This is a genomic window from Delftia sp. BGA-UO-ETr-SB1 (genome assembly GCF_059567865.1).
In genome coordinates this window covers 2,401,862-2,404,193 of the sequence record NZ_JCAQOW010000006.1, presented here as the reverse complement: position 1 = coordinate 2,404,193, position 2,332 = coordinate 2,401,862, and the positions used below count along the sequence as shown (strand labels likewise).

Here is a 2,332-nt window from a genome sequence, read left to right as displayed (position 1 = left end):
CACCCGTTGGTCCATTTGCCCGCAGGGGGCCCTTGCAGCCAGGAGGCTCTCCACTGCCGCCCGCATCATGGCGACACAACCATCCATCCACTTGTCATGGACCGCGCAGGGGCCGCTGATTGGATTTTCCGGGTCATCTGGCGGCCATCGGTCGAAGTGATCTCGATACGCTCGACAGACTCACGCCCGGGCACGTTCATGGGACGGAACACGGCAGTGTTGCCGGATACGGACTCCAGCGACACAGACAGACGGGGAACCTGGGCGCCTTGCCGGAGTATGGCCAGTTCCGCTCCAGCTGCCTTGACCACGACCTGCTGGCGCCGCGCATCCAGCGCAACCACCTGCAACTCGGCCTGATCTGCTGTCGCCCAGCGCCAACGATCCCGGGCGGCGGCAGACCCATCTTGCTGCCCGGTCTGGGCCGTGGAGATCAGCGGCAGGGCAAATACTGCGAGCGCGATCAGCATCTGCGCAGCCGTAACTGCAATACCCCTGACTACTGCAGCCATGCCTGGCCACACATCTCCACGGGCCCACGATGGCCCAGGCATTGCCAGCGAAAAAATGGCTGGAATGCCTCTCTTGATATTTCCCATCCTCTCCTCCCCGGCGCCTTTTTTTGGCTAGCTTACTAATCAAAAAACCTGACTGTCGTTAAATTTCTTTGATGTGCGCTGCCAAAGCTTCTTGCACAGCAGCGCACCACTTGAGCCCTTGGCTCAAGAATCCATCCATCGAAACCCTCGATAAATCCCAACAGCCCATGCGCATGACCGGACCCATTTACGCGCATGCAGCGCCATCCCTCTCACTGGAGGCGCATACACGTCAAAAGGACGTTCACATCAGGCCATCCGCCAAGATCGGCAAGCCCCCATCCCTGGCATGCCTGTGGCGATGTACATAAGTCTGAAACGCGCAAACCCATGGAAATCGCCTCAAGGGCTCAATCCATGGGTTTACGAAAATCTTGTATTGGAAGCACAAAGCGCGTCTTTCGTAACGCTTTGTATGCAAGCATACCATCGAGTTATGCAATTCCACCAGAACAATCTTCAGGCCATTGGCTTGGGCAGCTCGGGCGAAGTGACCAAATTCATCAAAAATCCGGTGGCTCATTGATTGTCTATCCAGTGCAATGGACTCGCTGGGGTTTGCCGAACGGGCTCGACAGCTATCTTTATTGCAGCAAGGTCGAACAGAGCCACCGTGCCGCTTTTTACCGCCCCGCCCTGTCTCCTCAGTGAAAGCATCAGACTGCGCACAGCATGCCCATCAAGACATCTGCACCCTGCTATCGCAGCCGCGCCAATCTCCGCCCGAACTGCTTCAACTCCAGCGCGGCAGCCTGCGCCACGCGTCCTGCATCGCTTTCGCCGTCAGCCGACCCGGCCACGGCCAGCACCGCCAGCCGGCTCTGGTAGCGCGATTCCTGCAGCGGCCTGAACACCAGCTTGCCCCGGTACAGCGAGGCAAAGGACGAGGGGACGATGGCCACGCCCAGGCCGCAGGCCACCAGGGCGAGCACGTTGACGAACTGGCCAGCCTCGTGGCGTATGGAAGGGGTGAAGCCCGCGTCCAGGCACAGGGCCACGGTGCGGTCGAAGTAGTCGGCGTCCTCGTAGCGCGCAAAGCCCACGAAGGGCTCATGCGCAGCCGACTGCAGCGGTAGCGCGCCTTCGCCAGCCGCCAGCGGGTGGGACGGCGCCATGGCCAGGCAGTAGGGATCGTCCATGCCGGCCACTTCCTCGGCCAGTGGCTCGCCCTTGCCGGGGCGCCCGAAGCCCAGGTCCAGCTCTCCGGCGCGCAGGGCGCGCAGTTGCTGCGAGGTGATCATCTCGCGGGCTTCCACGCGCAGGTTCCAGCCGGCGTCGGCAATGCGGCGCAGCAGGCCGGGCAGCACCGAGTGCATGGCCGACGGAACCAGGCCCAGGCGAACCACGCCCTGGCGGCTTTGCTGGCGTTCGCGGGCGCGAAGCGGGGCCTGCTGGGCGCGCGCAAGAATGGCGCGCGCGTCCTCCAGCAGGGACTCTCCCGCAGGCGTGAGCCGCACGCCGCGCGGCAGCCGTGTGAACAGGGCTGCGCCCACCTCTTCCTCCAGCTGCTTGAGCTGGGCCGACAGCGGCGGCTGGGCAATGAAAAGCTTGCGAGCGGCGCGGCTGACGTTGCCCTGCTCGGCCACGGCGACGAAATAGCGCAGGTGGCGCAATTCCATAGGTGTTCACCCTTTGAAAACATACTTGCTTCGTATGCTTCAGATACTAATTCAGTCTTGGACATACCTCTGGCGTATGGAGACACTGCCGCCATCGCCAATTTCCAACGGGCC

3 protein-coding genes are annotated in these 2,332 nt (G+C 62.3%); 1 reads left to right on the top strand and 2 read right to left on the bottom strand.

The window, feature by feature from the left end:
• Nucleotides 1-65: 65 nt before the first annotated feature.
• Nucleotides 66-512, bottom strand: a complete 447-nt coding sequence (locus AC57B5_RS29530) for a hypothetical protein (protein ID WP_157059697.1) — start codon at nt 510-512, stop codon at nt 66-68.
• A 417-nt stretch (nt 513-929) separates the two neighbouring features.
• Here AC57B5_RS29530 and AC57B5_RS29525 point away from each other — a divergent pair, with 417 nt between their 5' ends.
• Nucleotides 930-1,250, top strand: coding sequence for a hypothetical protein (locus tag AC57B5_RS29525; RefSeq protein WP_496400844.1), 321 nt, complete (start codon nt 930-932; stop codon nt 1,248-1,250).
• Between the two features lie 47 nt (nt 1,251-1,297).
• On the opposite strand, the gene AC57B5_RS29520 is transcribed toward AC57B5_RS29525, so the two are convergent.
• Nucleotides 1,298-2,218, bottom strand: a complete 921-nt coding sequence (locus AC57B5_RS29520) for a LysR substrate-binding domain-containing protein (protein WP_192366534.1) — start codon at nt 2,216-2,218, stop codon at nt 1,298-1,300.
• Between the last annotated feature and the right edge of the window lie 114 nt (nt 2,219-2,332).

Excerpts from the sequence above, each read along its gene's own strand:
- AC57B5_RS29525 (WP_496400844.1), top strand. The coding sequence starts at position 930 with ATGGAAATCGCCTCAAGGGCTCAATCCATGGGTTTACGAAAATCTTGT.
- AC57B5_RS29520 (WP_192366534.1), bottom strand. The coding sequence starts at position 2,218 with ATGGAATTGCGCCACCTGCGCTATTTCGTCGCCGTGGCCGAGCAGGGC.
- AC57B5_RS29530 (WP_157059697.1), bottom strand. The coding sequence starts at position 512 with ATGGCTGCAGTAGTCAGGGGTATTGCAGTTACGGCTGCGCAGATGCTG.